Origin of the sequence: Peribacillus frigoritolerans (genome assembly GCF_030676415.1) — a bacterium.
GTDB classification, from domain to species: domain Bacteria; phylum Bacillota; class Bacilli; order Bacillales; family DSM-1321; genus Peribacillus; species Peribacillus frigoritolerans_A.
The window spans coordinates 30,750-45,531 of sequence record NZ_JAUUTW010000014.1 but is presented as its reverse complement, the minus strand read 5'-3'; the positions used below and the strand labels follow the sequence as shown (position 1 = coordinate 45,531).

Sequence of the window (14,782 nt, the reverse complement as noted above, 5' to 3'; positions counted from 1 at the left end):
GAGTGTCATGTAGATGAATGTTTCAAATGCAGAAACATGGCTCCATAGAATTAATCCAAGCCTTAAACTTGGTGTACTGATTGTGTTATGCATCGTGGCGTTATTCATTCATGACCTGAATTATATGTTGAATATCACCATTGGCGTATTACTTTTATTTTTGCTTTTTACCGGGCATTCGATAAAACGCATCTTACTTTTGTCGATTCCCTTTTGTTTCATTTTTATATCCACCTCTTCTGCAATGATATTATTCGGGCAAGGTGAGACGCTTTGGTTTGAGTGGGGCCTAATATCGATTACGGAAGAAAGTTTCATGAGGGGATTACTGGTAGGCTTTCGAGCTTTGTTCTTTGCGGCCCTTGGTTTAACTTTTTCCTTAACGACGAGACCAGTGAACTTGTTTTATTCGTTAATGCAGCAAGTTAAGCTTAAACCGAAATATGCCTATAGTTTCATGGCGGCATTAAGGCTGATTCCCATCATGATGGAGGAGTTCCAAACGATACGAAACGCGATGAAGGTACGCGGTTTCGAAAGGGGAAAAGGGTTAAGATCGGTATATTTTAAAATGAAAGCCTATTCCATCCCGTTGTTATCCGGAAGCATCAGACGTGCTCACCGAATCGCGGTTGCGATGGAGGCAAAGCGATTTACAGACACTCGGGATCGAACATACTATTATGAATTTGGTTTTTCAAAAATGGACCATGGTTTCATTCTGTATTTTATCATCCTGCTGTTGGCCGGCTTTTACCTATCGATTCTATTCCCGTTAGTATCTATTTGATTTTATGAGATTGTAACTTTACTAGTTAGGGGTTCTTAGTATGAATGCACATGAATTGCATATTATTTCTACTGGGAAACAGCCAATTGAAAAGTTTGTGGAAATCGCTTCAAACATTCAGGAACATGTTGATTTCTTTTATCTAAGGGAAAAGCATATGAGTGCATCGGAACTCTATCGAGCAGTGACCCTATTACATGATAAAAAGATTCCGCTTTCTAAGATCATCATTAATGACCGGGTGGATGTAGCCTGGGTACACAAAGTATTTGGTGTGCAATTGGCGTTTCATAGTTTAGATGCGGGAGTCGTAAAAGGAGCTTTTCCAGGGATGAATGTTGGCTGTTCGATCCATTCCATGGATGAAGCGAAAGCCGCATTCAGCAAAGGGGCCAATTCCGCGATTTATGGACATGTTTTTGAAACGGATTCAAAAATCGGCCTTCCTCCTAAGGGAGTTGAGGAGCTTCATGCAATCACAAGAAATGTCAATCTTCCGATTATTGCGATAGGCGGAATAACACCTTTCAATTGCCAAGTCGTGCTGGATGCGGGGGTACGGGGAATTGCCGTCATGTCAGGTGTGCTTGAAGCTGAAAATCCGATTAGAGCCGTTAAAGAATATTCGAAGTCTTTGGGAAAGGAGACATAAGATGAATTCCATATATGATGCAATCATTGTTGGGGGAGGAGTAATAGGTGGATCCATTGCTTTTCAATTAGCCAAACGAGGTAAAAAGGTCCTTTTATTGGAAAAAGATAGACTTGCCAGTAAAGCATCCAGTGCTGCAGCCGGGATGTTAGGGGCACAAGCCGAGTTAGATGCTGATAACCCGCTTTTTACATTGGCAAGCCGAAGCAGGGGGATGTTTCCTGCACTGTCGGAAGAATTAAAAGACATAAGTGGAATAGACATCGAATTAGTGAACAAGGGCATGTTTAAGGTGGCGCTAACGAATGATCAGGTAGCCGAGTTGAAGAACATGATCAGAGGCCAGCAAGATGCGGGACTTGAGGCTGAATGGCTATCGACTGCCGAAATGAGGAAAACGGAACCGCTTCTATCGGATGAGATTAAGGGAGCCATGTTCATTCCGAAGGATGGACAAGTTTCAGCCACTAGGCTGTCGCTCGCTTTTACTGAATCTGCAGCCGCCCTTGGTGTAGATATAAAGGAATTTGTTCATGTCTCCGATTTAGTTACGGAAAACGGATGTGTAACGGGAGTGGTTACGAACATAGGTGGATTTTCAAGTGAAAATGTCATCGTAGCCGGTGGGGCTTGGAGTGCTTTCCTCCTTGAAAAATCAGGGATGAGACTCGACAGTTATCCAGTAAAGGGAGAGTGCTTTTCCGTCTTGACCGAGCGTCCATTGCTTGAAAAGACAATCTTCTCACATGGCTGCTATCTTGTGCCCAAAGTTGGCGGAAGAATCATTGTCGGGGCAACGGTTAAAGCCAACACTTTCGATCAAAAGGTAAGTCTTGACGGGATATCTACGTTAATAGAAAAGGCAACGCAATTGCTTCCGGCGATTAAAGGAGCCGAATTGGAAAAGACATGGGCAGGTATACGCCCCCAAACTGGGGATGGCTTGCCGTACTTTGGTGAACATCCAGCATGCAAAGGACTTTTCATTGCAACGGGGCACTACAGGAATGGCATCCTGCTTTCTCCAATTACAGGTGTACTTATAGCTGATATTTTAGAAAGGAAGACAAATCCCGAATGGTCCGCCTTTCGATTGGATCGTTCGAAACAGACCCTTTTTTCTTAATGGAGGTGGATGAATTGGAATTGATTATTAATGGGGAAAAAATACGGATTCCTGCTGATGAATCAACAGTTACAGGGCTGTTGCAACACTTTAATTTACATCAAAAAGTAGTGATTGTTGAATTGAATGATGAAATATTAGCAAAAGAAAGTCTAAGTGAAACACTTTTGTCAAATGGAGACAAGGTAGAGATTGTACATTTTGTAGGAGGCGGATGATATGTTAAAGATTGGTTCTTATGAATTTTCTTCAAGATTATTATTAGGTACTGGAAAATATCCAAACTTCGATGTTCAAAAGGAATCAGTGGAGGTTTCGGAGACGGAAATATTAACATTTGCGGTCCGGAGAATGAACATTTTTGAAGCCAGTCAGCCCAATTTTTTAGAAAAGCTTGATTTGAAAAAATACACACTCCTTCCCAATACAGCAGGAGCTAAAACAGCCAAAGAAGCAGTGCGCATAGCCCATCTTGCAAAGGCATCTGGCTTATGTGACATGATTAAGGTAGAAGTCATCGGCTGTCAAAAAACACTGCTGCCTGATCCGATTGAAACCTTAAAAGCTGCTGAGGAATTAGTGAAACTGGGATTCACCGTTTTACCCTATACTTCGGATGATGTGTTGCTCGCAAAACGCCTGGAAGAAGTGGGGTGCCATGCAATCATGCCTGGAGCTTCACCAATTGGCTCTGGTCAAGGCATTATAAACCCACTGAACCTACGATTCATCATGGAACAATCAGAGGTTCCAGTAATTGTTGATGCAGGGATTGGAACGCCCTCTGATGCGGCAATCGCCATGGAATTAGGGGCGGATGGCGTATTGCTTAACACTGCTGTTTCCGGAGCAAAAGACCCCGTCAAAATGGCGAAAGCAATGAAACTTGCCATTGAGGCAGGTCGACTAGGGTATGAAGCAGGAAGAATCGAAAAAAATGATTACGCGATAGCAAGCAGCCCAGTTGAAGGATTGAGCATTGGATGAATGAACGGTATTCACGTCAAGAACTTTTTGGCCCTATAGGGGAAGAAGGGCAATTGAAAATTCGCAAAAAACACGTTTTGGTGATTGGAGCGGGTGCTCTCGGTACGGGAAGTGCGGAAGGCCTTGTACGAGCAGGAATTGGGAAACTCACCATTGTGGATAGAGATTATGTAGAGTGGAGCAACCTTCAAAGACAACAGCTTTATTGTGAAGAAGATGCACTAAAAAGAATACCGAAAGCAGTGGCAGCTAAGAATCGTTTGAATGCGCTGAATTCGGACGTTATCGTAGAATCGCATGTGGCGGATGTTTCGGTTGATGAACTGGCGAAGCTTGTTGAAGGCGTGGATTTAATATTGGATGCCACTGATAACTTCGATACCAGGATGCTTATTAATGATACTGCGCAAAAATATAAAATACCCTGGATTTACGGGGCCTGTGTTGGGAGTTATGGGATAAGTTTCACGGTGATTCCAGGGGTGACCCCATGTTTGAATTGTTTGCTTGAAACGGTTCCAATGGGAGGACTGACATGTGATACGGCAGGAATCATCAGCCCTGCTGTTCAAACGGTCGTTGCCCATCAAATGACGGAAGCATTAAAGATCCTTGTAGAGGATTATGAGTCACTAAGAAACAAAATCGTTTCATTTGATCTTTGGAAAAATGAACATTCATCTATAAATGTAGCTCAATTAAAAAAAGATACTTGTTTGTCATGTGGGTCAAATCGAACGTATCCCCACCTCTCCTATTCTAATCGAACAAAGACAGCCGTTTTATGCGGAAGGGATTCTGTCCAGATTCGGCCGGCGTGGACTCTTGATAGAGACTTAGCGGAACTCGAAAACAATCTTCTTGCACAAGGTGGTAAGGTTGTTAGGAATCCTTATTTACTTTCATTTACTATCGGAACCCATCGGTTGGTCGTTTTTAAAGATGGGCGGGCGTTGATTCATGGAACAAAAGATATTGCGGAAGCAAAAACGTTATATCATCGTTATTTTGGCTGAATTGTATGGAAAAATGGAATGGCACGGACTTGAAACGTTTAAACCCGATAAAGAGGTGCCAAAAAAGATGCCCATATAATAGGAAGGTATCGAACATTCTTCATGTGACTTATTTGCTTCACAAATATAAAACGAAAGCGGTGTCTGCCTTTTCAGGGCGGCACCGCTTTGTTATGGAACGATTATATAAGCAGCCTACATATCATGACTGCTATTATGCTTCTGACGGGAGTGCTGTCTGTTTTTCACCTTATGAGAACCGCTTAACGGTGCAGGTTGACCTGGGTTATTTCCTTTAGGAGCATTTTTTCGAATATCTTTACCATCATTTTTGTTCATGTGCGATCCCTCCTATCTCTTAAGATAATCAGTCCGTGAAATTTTATTCACATACATATATTTGCAAACCTCGTACATGCTATGGATGGACACTAATTAAGGAGCTGAACCCAAATGCAGGATAAACAAGATAAGCGAAGGACTTTCCAGGAAGCCCAGCAAAGTTATCAACAGGTATTTGATGTATACTCATCCATTGAAAAGAACGCACCGAATTACGGAACGGAATTGAAACATGTGAAGCAGGAAGTGAACGAGGCCTATCAGCAAATACAATCTGCTTTAATCACCGCTTCCGAACATCAGAAAGAACAATTGAAAAAATTCGAACAGGATATTCAGGCAATCGTCAATGAGGTCAATTCAGAGGACTATTGAGTGACAGGTTCTATCGTCGTGAGCTCATGCGCCTTACTCGTGAGTTTTGCGCGTTTTACTTGTGCGTTTCCTGATTTTAGAATGGAATAGGCTTTTTGAAAAATGCAATACAATTGCCATTTCAAAAAGCCTATCCTATTTAAAGCCTAGAAATGAGGGAAATCATTGGTTTTTCTTTCTTTTTTTATTATTTTGCCTTTGCATTTCAGATAATGGCGGTTCATTTCCCAGTTCATCATTGTATCCGGCTCCATTACCTTGCGCTTTTGCAGCATTCATACCAGGTATAACATGATTTGCCTTTTGTTTTGTCATTTCGACACCTCCACCCATAGAATGCGATAATGTCGAATGATTATGTATGAAGTACTAATATGTTTTGCTGGAATAATTTATCAGGCCACAAAATGGGGGTATTTTCAATAAAATGCCTATCAGCAAGGCTTCCTAAATGAACTTTAATATGTGGGGGATTTTTTTCTATAAGAGAAACTTATCAAAAACAATAACTTTCTTGTTATTTACTTATACTCATTTCTATATTAGTATTAAGTTGAAGGAAGAGTTAGGGTGGGAGAAGAGAGAGAAAATTCGACAAACTAACTTTTTTACTTATATTTATGGTAAACATGGTTTCAGTGAACCAGGTTTTACTTTTATGTGCAGAATAAGTTCTGACAGTTTAATAGGGGGTAATATTCATGACGAAAAATGACGTATACCAAGCGCGTAAGTCCTTTGAAATTGAAGGGGAACGCTACAACTACTACAGCCTAGACGCTATTGAAAAAGCAGGGGATGGCAAAGTATCACGCCTTCCATATTCCATTAAAGTATTACTTGAAGCGGTACTTCGCCAAGTAGACGGAAGAGTAATCACAAAAGAACACGTTGCGAACCTTGCTAAATGGGGAACAAGCGAGCAACAAGATATAGATGTTCCGTTCAAGCCTTCTCGTGTAATCCTACAAGATTTCACTGGTGTTCCAGTTGTTGTTGATTTAGCTTCTTTACGTAATGCATTCGCAGCACTTGGTGGAGATCCTGACAAAATCAACCCGGAAATCCCGGTTGACCTTGTAATTGACCACTCTGTACAAGTTGATAAAGCTGGTACAATGGATTCCCTTGATGCCAATATGGATCTTGAATTCGAACGTAATGCAGAGCGTTACCAGTTCCTAAGCTGGGCTCAAAAATCATTCAACAACTATCGTGCAGTTCCACCGGCAACTGGTATCGTTCACCAAGTTAACCTAGAGTACCTTGCGAACGTAGTTCATGCTGTTGAAACTCCAAACGGCGACTTCGAAGTATTCCCGGATTCTGTTTTCGGTACAGATTCACATACTACAATGATCAACGGTATTGGTGTTCTTGGTTGGGGTGTCGGCGGTATCGAAGCAGAAGCAGGCATGCTTGGACAGCCTTCTTACTTCCCAGTTCCAAAAGTGGTCGGTGTTAAACTGACTGGCCAACTTCCTAAAGGTACAACAGCTACTGACCTTGCATTGAAAGTAACACAAGTTCTTCGTGCACACGGCGTAGTTGGTAAATTTGTCGAGTTCTACGGCCCAGGAGTAGGATACCTTCCACTTGCTGACCGTGCAACAATCGCTAACATGGCTCCTGAATACGGTGCAACAGTTGGTTTCTTCCCTGTTGATGCAGAAGCGATCGATTACATGCGCTTAACAGGCCGTGATGAAAAACAAATTAAAGTGGTTGAATCATACTGCAAAGAAAATGGATTGTTCTACTCTCCTGAAAACGAAGATCCAGCATACAATGATGTTGTGGAAATCGACCTTTCAGCAATTGAACCAAACCTTTCAGGCCCTAAACGCCCGCAAGATTTGATTCCACTTTCTCAAATGAAAAAATCTTTCCATGAGGCTATCAACGCACCTATGGGCAACCAAGGTTTTGGCATGGATAATTCTGAATTGGATAAAGAAGTAACTGTTAAATTTGCCGATGGTAAAGAAACGGTAATGAAAACAGGTGCGATTGCAATTGCTGCAATCACAAGCTGTACGAACACTTCTAACCCATATGTAATGCTTGGAGCGGGTCTAATTGCTAAAAAAGCAGTTGAAAAAGGCTTGACTGTTCCAGATTATGTAAAAACATCTTTGGCACCAGGTTCTAAAGTTGTTACTGGTTACCTTCGTGATGCTGGCCTTCAACCATACCTTGACCAATTAGGATTCAACGTAGTTGGATACGGTTGTACTACATGTATCGGTAACTCAGGTCCATTGGCTGACGAAATCGAAGCAGCTGTTGCTGAAGCAGATCTACTGGTAACATCAGTACTTTCGGGTAACCGTAACTTTGAAGGGCGTATTCACCCACTTGTGAAAGCAAACTACCTTGCTTCACCTACTTTGGTTGTAGCTTATGCTCTTGCTGGAACTGTGGACTTTGACCTAAACAACGATTCACTTGGTAAAGACAAAGATGGTAACGATGTATATCTTGCTGATATCTGGCCATCACAAGAAGAAGTTAACGCTGCTGTTAAAGCAACGGTTACACCTGAGTTATTCCGTAAAGAATACGAAACGGTATTCAACGATAACAAACGTTGGAACGAAATCCAAACTAGCAACGAAGCGATTTATGCTTTCGATTCTAAATCAACATACATTCAAAATCCTCCATTCTTTGAAGGATTATCACCAGAACCTGGTTCAGTTAACCCACTTTCGGGCTTGCGTGTAGTTGGTAAATTCGGTGACTCAGTTACAACTGACCACATTTCTCCTGCAGGTGCAATCGGTAAAGATACACCAGCTGGTATCTACCTTCGTGAAAACGGTGTGAAACCGCGTGACTTTAACTCTTATGGTTCTCGTCGTGGTAACCATGAAGCGATGATGCGCGGAACGTTCGCAAACATCCGTATCCGTAACCAAGTTGCTCCAGGTACAGAAGGTGGATACACAACTTACTGGCCTACAGGCGATGTAATGGCTATCTATGATGCTTGTATGAAATACAAAGCTGATGGAACAGGTCTTGCAGTCATCGCTGGTAAAGACTATGGTATGGGAAGCTCTCGTGACTGGGCTGCGAAAGGTACTAACCTTCTTGGCATCAAAACAGTCATCGCTGAAAGCTTTGAACGTATTCACCGTTCTAACCTTGCATTAATGGGTGTTCTTCCACTTCAATTCAAAGAAGGCGAAAACGCTGAAACGCTTGGATTAACTGGTAAAGAAGCGATCGCAGTTAAAATCGACGAAACAGTTAAACCGCGTGATATCGTAACAGTTACAGCTACTGATGAAGCTGGAAACGTAAAAGAATTTGATGTACTTGTTCGTTTCGATTCCGAAATCGAAATCGACTACTACCGTCACGGTGGTATCCTTCAAATGGTATTACGTAATAAATTAAAAGGCTAATTTCAGCTTTTAGGAAGCGGTAAACCTACTTGTCAGGTTTACCGCTTTTTTTGTGTCAAGTTTATGAATCAAAGTGATATCATGATATGATTTAAAGGAATTACACTTTTCCGGATGTCCTTTTATTGTTAAGATGGAATAGGGAAGTTGTTCTATTTCTGGAAATGGACTAATATTTTTATTGTAATGGGACTAGGGGGACGAGTATGCTTAAAAAAATTATTGCTTCGGTGGCCTTACTGTCACTTATTACTGTAGCGATCGTGCAGGCTATGGATAATGAATCAAAGAAAAATGACGAAAAAGATGCTTTGGGCGGATTGAAAATTGGAGCTAAAGCACCGAATTTCTCCCTGAAAACTTTGGATGGGAAACAAGTTGAATTATCTGATTATAAGGGTAAAAAGGTAATGCTGAATTTTTGGGCCACGTGGTGTCCGCCTTGCAAGAAGGAAATGCCGGATATGGAGAAATATACACAGCAAGCGGGTGATGATGTCGTCGTACTTGCTGTCAATATTGACCCTGAAAATGATGTACAATCCTTTGTAGACGATAATGGAATTACTTTTACCATTCCGCTGGACAGTCAAAGTGCCAAAAATCCAGTGAATGAGCGCTACAAGATTCTTAGCATACCAACAACTTATTTCATCGACAAAGAAGGCGTTATCAGGAATAAGGTAATATCAGCCATGCAACTACAAGATATGGAACGAAATATAAATAGTATGCAGTAGGGGAACCTTTATGAAGTTCCATCAGTATTGAAGAAATTTGCCACATTCCTGCCGAAAAACTGCTAGTCGAGACCCCGAAGACGCTTGCGTCAAGAAGGCTTGGAAGACAGTCGACGGAAAGGGAGCGGATTTATGAAAACAACGGGAACGGTTTTTAACTGTAGGTAAATTGGTTTTCTCCGAAATATGAATACAATAAAACGGAACCTTTATGAGGTTCCGTTTTATTGTAACAAAGTTGTCAAAAATTAATGGAAAAATCAAAAAAATTTAAAAAATATGGTCAATGTTCATGAAAAAAGGGTTAAAGTATATAGAGTGGAGAAATGGAATTTTTATCAGGTTAAAAATCTGATAATTATGACAATTATAGGGATGGAAACCATATAGTCATAATTTTACGTTAATTCGGCAATACTGAATAGTATATTAAAAATAAGTAGGTGAAAAGCATGAAAAAAAGAAAAAGGACATTTGAAGAATTAATTAAAGAAAACAAAAAGGAATTATTGATGGACGTTAAACAAATGGAAAGACTTGAGGAACGTCTTGAAAAAAAACATATGCAAAAGGCTGAATAGGTTTTGCAAAAGATTTTTCCAAAAGAGCCAGTGCCATGAAGGTCCCTTCAAAGCGCTGGCTCTTTTTTCATGACTTTTTCAAAAACTGGCATTCATGAATTTCGTCTTTTATATCCATGATAAGAAGAGGAGGCGATAGAATGGGTAATCCCAAAAAAGATTCCAAACACTTTAGACCGAGCCATCTAGGGACACAACCAATAGCAGCGGGTGGCAATAACGGGAAGAAAATGCAGGACAAATCAGGGAAACATCCTCAAGTCATTCAAACTAAAGGTGAGTAATCAAGGGGTTTAATAAAGTAATCGTAATAATATTATGTAAACAAAATAACATGAGGTGAAATTAATGGGCACAAATAAGCACAATCCGGATAACCGTTTGGATAATGTTGAAAAAATTCAGGATGCGATTCAAAATACAGAAGAAAACATAATCGCGGCAAATGAAACGTTATCATTCTCTTCAGGGACGGAAAAAGAGGCAATTAAGGCCAAAAATGACCGAAGAAGAAAGAGCATTGATGGAATGAAGGAAGAAATGCAAGATGAGCAAGAAGCACGGGAAAGCGGTTATAGTAACGATAATATTTAACCAACTAGGTAAAGGGGAGAAAGAGGCGAGAAACTCTTTCTCCTTTTTTTTAGGGATCATGGCAGGGAAGCAGTCAACAAGACAGCTTAAATGAAATTTGCACAATTGTTATGGTAAAATGTTTATTGCAATAGAAATGAAAGTGGGGAAACAAAATGTTCATAGCTGAAAATGAAATTGAAGTGCGGTATGCAGAGACAGATCAAATGGGTGTTGTATACCATGCGAATTATTTTATATGGATGGAACTAGGCAGGACAAAATTGATAAATGATTTAGGATTTTATTATGCTGATATGGAAGCGGATGGCATCCTCTCACCTGTTATGGATATTCAAGCTTCATATAAAACCCCTGTTAGATATGGTGATAAGGTAAAAGTTAAAACTTGGATTGAAAAGTATGACGGCTTACGGGTCATTTATGGATATGAAATCGTTAATGGAAAAAATGAAGTGGCGGCCACAGGTCATTCTTCCCACGTTTGCGTTAAAAAGGAGAGCTTTCGCCCGATATCCATTAAACGCATGTATCCTGAATGGCATGAGGCGTATGAGAAAAATAAAAAGCAGGATGAATTGGTTTAATTACAATTATTGAGGTGAACAAGATATGGCTTTTGGGATTAAACGGGTAGACGTAGTGGCCTGGAAGCAGAAAATCGATCAAGGCCAAATAGCTTTTTTAACTCATTATTGGCTGGATGACCGATTTCCTGGTTGCAAGACGGTTACAAAAGTGGGGTGTAATGATTTACGGCGTTTATCGGAGTGGGGTAAGCAATACGGGCTTAAAAAAGAGTGGATTCATCACAGGAAGGATGGCTATTCTCATTTCGATCTTTTAGGGGATAAGCAAGCGGAAATTCTTAGGGCGGAAGATATTAAAGAGCGCCTGCTCGATTGAATAAGAAAAACAGCAGTTTACACCGCTGCTTTATTGTCAAGCACTCTTTTCATAGTGAAATTCAGGTTCAGTCAGTTTTTCATTAAAAGTAATCAGTAAATCGTGATCATCAAAGTACCATAAATCCTTTTCTTCTACATAAAAATTAATCTCATTCATAGTGGTTACGGCTGCTGCAGTTTCAGGTTCTTCTTGCATGATACCTAATGAAAAGCCGCTTTGAACGGTACTATGCCCGCCATATCTTACATAAAAGCGCAAATGAGAGCCTTCTTGAAGCCCCAGCTCGTCAATATACCACTTAGCTGCTTGATCGGAAATGGTCAGTTTCATATTAATTCTCCTTCCTAGAAGTTCGTTATTTAAGTATAAAGTAATTATGAAGTAGATGCGAATAATGTGCGTTTAAGAAAGGAAACAACCATGGATATTATATATAATATTTGTTTCATAACTCGAAAAAGATTTAACGAAGTCGAAGTGTTGATGCTATTTCGCCAAAAGAATCCGAATAGGCATAAATGGAATGGTATAGGCGGGAAAATAGAACAAGGTGAAACCATTGATGAATCGATGGAACGCGAAATTCTTGAAGAAACTGGATTGAAGGTAAGGGGGATGGCCTTTCGAGGGATCGTGACATGGAATCAAACGGGTGGAATGTATGTTTACCGAGCCGAAGATGCAGGGGGCGGGCTATCTACCTGTGATGAAGGAGAACTTGCCTGGAAGCCATATCAATGGGTTATGGAAGCAAATGAAGTTGTGTCCAACATAAAGTATTATCTAAAAGAAATATTACAGGATGAACCACCACTAGAATTTGCTTGTACCTATGAAAATGAACAATTAATATCAGTCAAAAAGAGGCCGTTGCCTGATTTGGCCAAAGAATTGACTTTCACCAATTGATAACCGCCCATGTGCGGTTTTTTTGCCTATTTAGATTCCTGAGTGAAAATCACAAAGCGGTAGAAGGATATTCGGAATATTGGTATATTTAATGAGGGAAACAGGTTTCTGAAAATTATATATTGTGAAGATAAAAAGCGAAATGCCATCTAATTAATTTCCTTATAAAGAGGGGCTGCTGATTTGTGCGGAAAACGGAGTTGTTAAAAGGAAGTACGGGAATGGTGTTGCTTTCATTATTGTCTCAATAGGATATGTATGGGTATGAGATGATCGAACAGCTCAAACAGCTCAAACAGTTAAGTGATGGTTATTTACATTATAAAGAAGGCATGTTATATACAGCTTTAAAAAGGCTGGAAGAGAAAGAGTATTTAAATAGTTACTGGCAAGATTCCTTAGAAGGACCGAAAAGGAAATATTATTATGCGAAAGTGGGTATTGCTCAGTTTCAAGATCAATGGGATGAATGGAACGCCTTTCAAGATATAATCCGTAAGGTCGTTTCACACACATATGAGCACACACAAAAATAGCTGCAGATTCCTGCAGCTATTTTGTATTGTCTTTTTCTTTTGCTTCAGCCTCGGCAAGCTTTCTTAGCAAGACGGGTGTAGGCATATGCATGATTTGCTCTAAAGGCAAGTTTAGTGACTTGGATAACTTTAATGCGGTTTCTCCGGTGATATTTGCAATGGCTTCATGGCACTTTCTCCTATCGATATTAATAACTAGTTCCAGTGTAGCCTCTGTTCTACAATTATTCAATCCTTACTTGTCCATTTCTCCATTAAATGAAATCAATACTATTCTTTTGATGGGAAGTTAATGTGAAACATTCTAGGTCCTTTTCCTTGACAAAAGAATTGCAATGAGGCCAGAATAAAAATATATATAGTCTAAATGAATCACATCTTATGGATAATCTGATTTATTTTCAATTAAATGGATATAAAGATTTGTACAGGGAGTAGCCGACCAGACAAATTTACTATCATTGAACTCAGCCATCGAGGCAGCACGGGCAGGTGAATATGGTAATAGATTAGCGGTTGTTTCGAATAAGGACAAACTGGCTGAACAGACAAAAAAATCGATAGCTGAAATAGATGCAATCGTGCAAACATCAAATGACGAAAGAGGTTGTTGATTATGTCCTAAGGGTCAAGGAAGTGGTTCAAGCAGGCGAGAAAGAAATGGAGTTAACAGAAAATTCTTTTAATGGAATAATCGGAGTTATCAAAGGGAATATTACGGGATTTTGCAGAAATGGAAATGACAACTCAGGGATTAGTCTCAATCATCCAGGAAATCGGAAACGCTACTGAAAAGAGGTTTCGAGGCATGCCGGTATCCTGAATAACACGGCAAATGAATTGAAGAATGGAAAATAGGCCCATGCATACGGGCCTATTTTCACTTAGAGATGCGCATGGTCTTACAACCACTTTATTTTCGGTTCAGTTTTATCGATAATCCGCTTGATGTTTGCGCGATGCCGGTAAAAAATGAAAATCGTTAATATACCGATTACAATAATGAGAGGCAGATCATCAGTATGAAACACTAAACTATAGATGAGAGCAAGTAGACAAGCAATCATGGAAGAAAGCGAGACATATTTGGATATGTATAAGGATATGAAGAATATGAAAACGGCAAAAACAAAAAACAATGGTTCATATGCAAGAATGACACCAGCAGAAGTTGCCACAGCTTTACCGCCCCGAAAGTTTGCGAAAATGGGAAACATATGACCGATGACCGCAAAAACTCCGGCTAGCAATAAATTCATTTCCACGCCTAGCATATACGGCAGAAAAGTTGCTAGGGTACCTTTAAGTATATCCATGATAGTAACGGTAAGCCCTGCCTTGACACCAAGTGTCCTGAAGGTATTTGTCCCGCCTAGATTTTTACTGCCATGCTCCCGGATGTCGATTTTGTAAAATGTTTTGCCAATTATTAAACCGGAAGGAATCGAACCGATCAGGTAGGCAGCCAGTATAGTGATAAATGTAAGCATTCTATTACCCTTTCTTTAAAGAAAAATCTTCTTTTTTTAACATGTTTAAGGGGCGATTGTTCCCTTTTTCAAAAATAAACGTGTAGAAATAGCTGAAAACAGCCTTAAAATACCTGTTTAGCTTCTCTTATTGTAACATTTTCGTGACAAAATGGTACGGCTGTCCAAAAAAAAATCCACTGAAAAAATGAATTTTTCTTGATGAACTTACATCTTTTGATATACGTTAAGTTCATGAAGGGTGAAAGGTTTAGCCTTCATGATTTTCGTAAATATAAAAGGTGCCTCTCTTGTATAAATTGTTACATTACGTGGCAGTCTG

At 40.0% G+C, this 14,782-nt stretch carries 22 protein-coding genes and 1 pseudogene; 18 read left to right on the top strand and 5 right to left on the bottom strand.

The window, feature by feature from the left end; genetic code table 11:
• Positions 1–13 precede the first annotated feature (13 nt).
• Genes Q8G36_RS14465 through Q8G36_RS14440 form a run of 6 tightly spaced genes read left to right on the top strand, consistent with a single transcriptional unit; the run spans position 14 to position 4,571 of the window.
• Complete coding sequence (locus Q8G36_RS14465; RefSeq protein ID WP_305160690.1) at positions 14–790, top strand: energy-coupling factor transporter transmembrane component T family protein; 777 nt, start codon at positions 14–16, stop codon at positions 788–790.
• Positions 791–830: 40 nt separating this feature from the next.
• Positions 831–1,442, top strand: coding sequence for a thiamine phosphate synthase (locus tag Q8G36_RS14460; protein WP_305160689.1), 612 nt, complete (start codon positions 831–833; stop codon positions 1,440–1,442).
• 1 nt (position 1,443) lies between these two features.
• Positions 1,444–2,568 (top strand): glycine oxidase ThiO, encoded by a 1,125-nt coding sequence (gene thiO / locus Q8G36_RS14455; RefSeq protein ID WP_305160688.1) that lies wholly within the window; start codon positions 1,444–1,446, stop codon positions 2,566–2,568.
• 14 nt (positions 2,569–2,582) lie between these two features.
• Positions 2,583–2,786: a sulfur carrier protein ThiS gene (gene thiS, locus Q8G36_RS14450; protein ID WP_063233541.1), complete on the top strand. Its 204-nt coding sequence runs from the start codon at positions 2,583–2,585 to the stop codon at positions 2,784–2,786.
• A 1-nt stretch (position 2,787) separates the two neighbouring features.
• Positions 2,788–3,555, top strand: coding sequence for a thiazole synthase (locus Q8G36_RS14445; RefSeq protein WP_305160687.1), 768 nt, complete (start codon positions 2,788–2,790; stop codon positions 3,553–3,555).
• Positions 3,552–4,571, top strand: a complete 1,020-nt coding sequence (locus Q8G36_RS14440; protein WP_305160686.1) for a thiazole biosynthesis adenylyltransferase ThiF — start codon at positions 3,552–3,554, stop codon at positions 4,569–4,571. The genes Q8G36_RS14445 and Q8G36_RS14440 overlap by 4 nt, the downstream gene beginning before the upstream one ends.
• Before the next feature lie 195 nt (positions 4,572–4,766).
• Here the strand turns inward: Q8G36_RS14440 and Q8G36_RS14435 are convergent, their stop codons facing one another.
• Positions 4,767–4,910: a small acid-soluble spore protein P gene (locus tag Q8G36_RS14435; protein WP_083450736.1), complete on the bottom strand. Its 144-nt coding sequence runs from the start codon at positions 4,908–4,910 to the stop codon at positions 4,767–4,769.
• Positions 4,911–5,024: 114 nt separating this feature from the next.
• Between Q8G36_RS14435 and Q8G36_RS14430 the strand changes: the two genes are divergently transcribed.
• The gene (locus Q8G36_RS14430) at positions 5,025–5,288 is read left to right on the top strand and encodes a hypothetical protein (protein ID WP_063233545.1); all 264 of its coding nucleotides are present in this window, start codon (positions 5,025–5,027) and stop codon (positions 5,286–5,288) included.
• 162 nt (positions 5,289–5,450) lie between these two features.
• On the opposite strand, the gene sspO is transcribed toward Q8G36_RS14430, so the two are convergent.
• Positions 5,451–5,603, bottom strand: a complete 153-nt coding sequence (sspO, locus tag Q8G36_RS14425; protein WP_034312428.1) for a small acid-soluble spore protein O — start codon at positions 5,601–5,603, stop codon at positions 5,451–5,453.
• A 386-nt stretch (positions 5,604–5,989) separates the two neighbouring features.
• Between sspO and acnA the strand changes: the two genes are divergently transcribed.
• The 7 genes from acnA (at position 5,990) to Q8G36_RS14390 (ending at position 11,522) form a co-directional block, all read left to right on the top strand.
• A complete protein-coding gene (gene acnA, locus Q8G36_RS14420; protein ID WP_305160684.1) occupies positions 5,990–8,701 on the top strand; it encodes an aconitate hydratase AcnA in 2,712 nt (903 codons plus the stop codon).
• Between the two features lie 206 nt (positions 8,702–8,907).
• The gene (locus Q8G36_RS14415) at positions 8,908–9,441 is read left to right on the top strand and encodes a redoxin domain-containing protein (protein WP_305160683.1); all 534 of its coding nucleotides are present in this window, start codon (positions 8,908–8,910) and stop codon (positions 9,439–9,441) included.
• Positions 9,442–9,893: 452 nt separating this feature from the next.
• Positions 9,894–10,022: an FbpB family small basic protein gene (locus Q8G36_RS14410; RefSeq protein ID WP_081108788.1), complete on the top strand. Its 129-nt coding sequence runs from the start codon at positions 9,894–9,896 to the stop codon at positions 10,020–10,022.
• A 140-nt stretch (positions 10,023–10,162) separates the two neighbouring features.
• Positions 10,163–10,306 (top strand): acid-soluble spore protein N, encoded by a 144-nt coding sequence (locus tag Q8G36_RS14405; protein ID WP_057275900.1) that lies wholly within the window; start codon positions 10,163–10,165, stop codon positions 10,304–10,306.
• 64 nt (positions 10,307–10,370) lie between these two features.
• On the top strand, positions 10,371–10,616 hold the full coding sequence (gene tlp, locus Q8G36_RS14400) for a small acid-soluble spore protein Tlp (RefSeq protein ID WP_305160682.1): 246 nt from the start codon (positions 10,371–10,373) through the stop codon (positions 10,614–10,616).
• Between the two features lie 155 nt (positions 10,617–10,771).
• Positions 10,772–11,203: an acyl-CoA thioesterase gene (locus tag Q8G36_RS14395; RefSeq protein ID WP_137018482.1), complete on the top strand. Its 432-nt coding sequence runs from the start codon at positions 10,772–10,774 to the stop codon at positions 11,201–11,203.
• Between the two features lie 25 nt (positions 11,204–11,228).
• Positions 11,229–11,522, top strand: a complete 294-nt coding sequence (locus Q8G36_RS14390) for a hypothetical protein (RefSeq protein ID WP_305160681.1) — start codon at positions 11,229–11,231, stop codon at positions 11,520–11,522.
• Positions 11,523–11,558: 36 nt separating this feature from the next.
• On the opposite strand, the gene Q8G36_RS14385 is transcribed toward Q8G36_RS14390, so the two are convergent.
• Positions 11,559–11,855 (bottom strand): HesB/YadR/YfhF family protein, encoded by a 297-nt coding sequence (locus tag Q8G36_RS14385; RefSeq protein WP_098371891.1) that lies wholly within the window; start codon positions 11,853–11,855, stop codon positions 11,559–11,561.
• Positions 11,856–11,945: 90 nt separating this feature from the next.
• On the opposite strand from Q8G36_RS14385, the gene Q8G36_RS14380 reads away from it, so the two are divergent.
• Both Q8G36_RS14380 and Q8G36_RS14375 read left to right on the top strand, forming a co-directional pair.
• A complete protein-coding gene (locus Q8G36_RS14380) occupies positions 11,946–12,434 on the top strand; it encodes an NUDIX hydrolase (RefSeq protein ID WP_305160680.1) in 489 nt (162 codons plus the stop codon).
• Between the two features lie 254 nt (positions 12,435–12,688).
• Positions 12,689–12,970 carry a PadR family transcriptional regulator gene (locus tag Q8G36_RS14375; protein WP_305160679.1) on the top strand — a complete coding sequence of 94 codons (282 nt, stop codon included), beginning with the start codon at positions 12,689–12,691 and terminating at the stop codon, positions 12,968–12,970.
• 16 nt (positions 12,971–12,986) lie between these two features.
• Here Q8G36_RS14375 and Q8G36_RS14370 read toward each other — a convergent pair.
• A pseudogene (locus Q8G36_RS14370) lies at positions 12,987–13,138 on the bottom strand (YycC family protein).
• A gap of 293 nt (positions 13,139–13,431) precedes the next feature.
• Between Q8G36_RS14370 and Q8G36_RS29290 the strand changes: the two are divergent.
• Both Q8G36_RS29290 and Q8G36_RS14365 read left to right on the top strand, forming a co-directional pair.
• A complete protein-coding gene (locus Q8G36_RS29290; RefSeq protein ID WP_370694058.1) occupies positions 13,432–13,584 on the top strand; it encodes a methyl-accepting chemotaxis protein in 153 nt (50 codons plus the stop codon).
• Positions 13,544–13,762, top strand: coding sequence for a hypothetical protein (locus tag Q8G36_RS14365; protein WP_305160678.1), 219 nt, complete (start codon positions 13,544–13,546; stop codon positions 13,760–13,762). The genes Q8G36_RS29290 and Q8G36_RS14365 overlap by 41 nt, the downstream gene beginning before the upstream one ends.
• 110 nt (positions 13,763–13,872) lie before the next feature.
• Here Q8G36_RS14365 and plsY read toward each other — a convergent pair whose 3' ends face one another.
• The gene (plsY, locus tag Q8G36_RS14360; RefSeq protein ID WP_305160677.1) at positions 13,873–14,460 is read right to left on the bottom strand and encodes a glycerol-3-phosphate 1-O-acyltransferase PlsY; all 588 of its coding nucleotides are present in this window, start codon (positions 14,458–14,460) and stop codon (positions 13,873–13,875) included.
• Positions 14,461–14,782 lie beyond the last annotated feature (322 nt).

What these genes read in the sequence shown, in the direction of transcription:
- Q8G36_RS14380 (WP_305160680.1), top strand. Translation starts at nt 11,946, where the DNA reads ATGGATATTATATATAATATTTGTTTCATAACTCGAAAAAGATTTAAC.
- tlp (WP_305160682.1), top strand. Translation starts at nt 10,371, where the DNA reads ATGGGCACAAATAAGCACAATCCGGATAACCGTTTGGATAATGTTGAA.
- thiO (WP_305160688.1), top strand. Translation starts at nt 1,444, where the DNA reads ATGAATTCCATATATGATGCAATCATTGTTGGGGGAGGAGTAATAGGT.
- Q8G36_RS14365 (WP_305160678.1), top strand. Translation starts at nt 13,544, where the DNA reads ATGCAATCGTGCAAACATCAAATGACGAAAGAGGTTGTTGATTATGTC.
- Q8G36_RS14440 (WP_305160686.1), top strand. Translation starts at nt 3,552, where the DNA reads ATGAATGAACGGTATTCACGTCAAGAACTTTTTGGCCCTATAGGGGAA.
- Q8G36_RS14465 (WP_305160690.1), top strand. Translation starts at nt 14, where the DNA reads ATGAATGTTTCAAATGCAGAAACATGGCTCCATAGAATTAATCCAAGC.
- Q8G36_RS14415 (WP_305160683.1), top strand. Translation starts at nt 8,908, where the DNA reads ATGCTTAAAAAAATTATTGCTTCGGTGGCCTTACTGTCACTTATTACT.
- Q8G36_RS14375 (WP_305160679.1), top strand. Translation starts at nt 12,689, where the DNA reads ATGTATGGGTATGAGATGATCGAACAGCTCAAACAGCTCAAACAGTTA.
- Q8G36_RS14405 (WP_057275900.1), top strand. Translation starts at nt 10,163, where the DNA reads ATGGGTAATCCCAAAAAAGATTCCAAACACTTTAGACCGAGCCATCTA.
- plsY (WP_305160677.1), bottom strand. Translation starts at nt 14,460, where the DNA reads ATGCTTACATTTATCACTATACTGGCTGCCTACCTGATCGGTTCGATT.
- Q8G36_RS14445 (WP_305160687.1), top strand. Translation starts at nt 2,788, where the DNA reads ATGTTAAAGATTGGTTCTTATGAATTTTCTTCAAGATTATTATTAGGT.
- acnA (WP_305160684.1), top strand. Translation starts at nt 5,990, where the DNA reads ATGACGAAAAATGACGTATACCAAGCGCGTAAGTCCTTTGAAATTGAA.
- Q8G36_RS14435 (WP_083450736.1), bottom strand. Translation starts at nt 4,910, where the DNA reads ATGAACAAAAATGATGGTAAAGATATTCGAAAAAATGCTCCTAAAGGA.
- sspO (WP_034312428.1), bottom strand. Translation starts at nt 5,603, where the DNA reads ATGACAAAACAAAAGGCAAATCATGTTATACCTGGTATGAATGCTGCA.
- Q8G36_RS14430 (WP_063233545.1), top strand. Translation starts at nt 5,025, where the DNA reads ATGCAGGATAAACAAGATAAGCGAAGGACTTTCCAGGAAGCCCAGCAA.
- Q8G36_RS14395 (WP_137018482.1), top strand. Translation starts at nt 10,772, where the DNA reads ATGTTCATAGCTGAAAATGAAATTGAAGTGCGGTATGCAGAGACAGAT.
- Q8G36_RS14460 (WP_305160689.1), top strand. Translation starts at nt 831, where the DNA reads ATGAATGCACATGAATTGCATATTATTTCTACTGGGAAACAGCCAATT.
- Q8G36_RS14410 (WP_081108788.1), top strand. Translation starts at nt 9,894, where the DNA reads ATGAAAAAAAGAAAAAGGACATTTGAAGAATTAATTAAAGAAAACAAA.
- Q8G36_RS14390 (WP_305160681.1), top strand. Translation starts at nt 11,229, where the DNA reads ATGGCTTTTGGGATTAAACGGGTAGACGTAGTGGCCTGGAAGCAGAAA.
- Q8G36_RS14385 (WP_098371891.1), bottom strand. Translation starts at nt 11,855, where the DNA reads ATGAAACTGACCATTTCCGATCAAGCAGCTAAGTGGTATATTGACGAG.